The sequence below is a fragment of the Bartonella sp. CB10SXKL genome, from assembly GCF_042195515.1.
Taxonomy (GTDB): Bacteria; Pseudomonadota; Alphaproteobacteria; order Rhizobiales; family Rhizobiaceae; genus Bartonella.
This window is the reverse complement of record NZ_JBHION010000068.1, coordinates 1-1,618: the sequence shown is the minus strand read 5'-3', so window position 1 is coordinate 1,618 and position 1,618 is coordinate 1. Positions and strand designations below refer to the sequence as shown.

Annotated in this window: 2 pseudogenes; both read left to right on the top strand. The window is 44.1% G+C overall.

What is annotated here, in order from left to right:
* Window positions 1–1,266: pseudogene (locus tag ACFIK3_RS09425) on the top strand (phage portal protein); the annotation flags it as partial.
* A gap of 13 nt (window positions 1,267–1,279) precedes the next feature.
* Window positions 1,280–1,618 (top strand): annotated as a pseudogene (locus ACFIK3_RS09420) (hypothetical protein); the annotation flags it as partial.

The window sequence follows — 1,618 nt, the reverse complement described above, 5'->3', positions numbered from 1 at the left end:
ACGCTTGTTGAATGCCGTTGGTTTGAAAGCGAGCGATATTACAAAGCGCCCGATTTAAGCACTGGAGAACTTCGTGATTATAGCGAGGAAGAATTTAAGCAGCTACAGTGCATGATGCCTAATATTCAAGGGGCGGCTTTTAATAAAAAGGTTGTTAAGCGCGCTTTTTTAGGCAGGAAGGTTTTGCTATGCCCCGATCAACCCATGGTTCCAGCGGGTCAATTGGGTTGGGAGTGTATAACGGGGTATTTTGACAAGATAGAACGGCAATTTTATGGGGTTGTGCGTCCTACAAAAGACCCACAACGGTGGGCGAATAAGTACTTTAGTCAAGTTATGTATATCCTTAATAGCCAATCCAAAGGCGGGATAATGGCAGAGAGTGGTGCATTTAAGGATGAGAGAGAAGCAGCAAAAAGTTTAAGCCGATCAGACAGTATTACATGGGTTAAACCTAACGCATTGGCAGGTGGTAAAATACAACCAAAGCCTGTAGCACAGTTTCCACAAGGCTTTTTCCAACTGTTTAATGAAGCTAAGGAAGCAATTAATCAGGTGACGGGTTTATCGCCCGAATTCATTGGCACAAGAGAAGTGACACAAGCGGGTATTTTGGAGGCACAACGACGCCAATCCAGTTTAAATCTGCTTGCTTGTCTGTTTGATGGTTTACGTTTGTACCGCAAGCGGCAAGGTAAGATTATTTTGCACCTTATCCAGAATTACTTGTCTGATGGTCGTTTGGTACGGATATCTGGTGAGGAGAATGCGCAATATATTCCATTGACGCGTGAAGAAGTAACGAGTGTCGAGTATGACATTGTTGTTGATGATGCGCCAACCAGCCCGAATGAGAAAGAGCGCACCTTCGGTATTATCACACAGCTGCTCCCATTGCTTCAAAATGCGATTACGCCGGATATTATGCTTGATCTACTTCGTTATTCTCCATTGCCTGCGTCATTACTCAATCGTGTCAGTGAGAAGTTCCAACAGCAACAAATGGCACAACAACAGCAGATGGACCCCGAGCAGGAAATGAAGTTGCAGGAAAAGCAACAAGACTTAGAGACGAAAGCACAGATGCATCAGATGGATTTGCAACAAAAGCAGATTGATCTTTTTGTGCATCAAGAGAGAGCAAAAACAGACGCAGAACTGATGAAGCAACGCTATGAGATTGAACGGCAGAAGCTTCTCAATGATCAGGCACACAATCAGATTATGCGAGAGCGAATAGCATTACACAGAGGTATGCATAGTTGAGAAAGGTGAAAGAATGAATGCAGAAATGAATGAAGCTATGAATGAAGATTACAGAGTTGGAGCACCGGTCTTTGATGATGAGAGCTCTTTTGATGCCGGCACTTATGATGGTGAAACGATTGATAATGATGATGTCACCTCTCCAGAGCCGGTTGTGCAGTCCGTTGAAAAGCCTTCAGAGATTGTTCCTAGCATAGAACAGCAGCGTATGGAGCAACAAGCTAAACAAGCTCGTGAAGCGCTTGTCAAGCTTTATGAACCCCAATCCCAGACGCCAATGGTTGAAGGTGAAAATGCACCCCCAGACCCTACACAAGACATTATTGGCTATATGAGTTGGATGGGAAAAAAG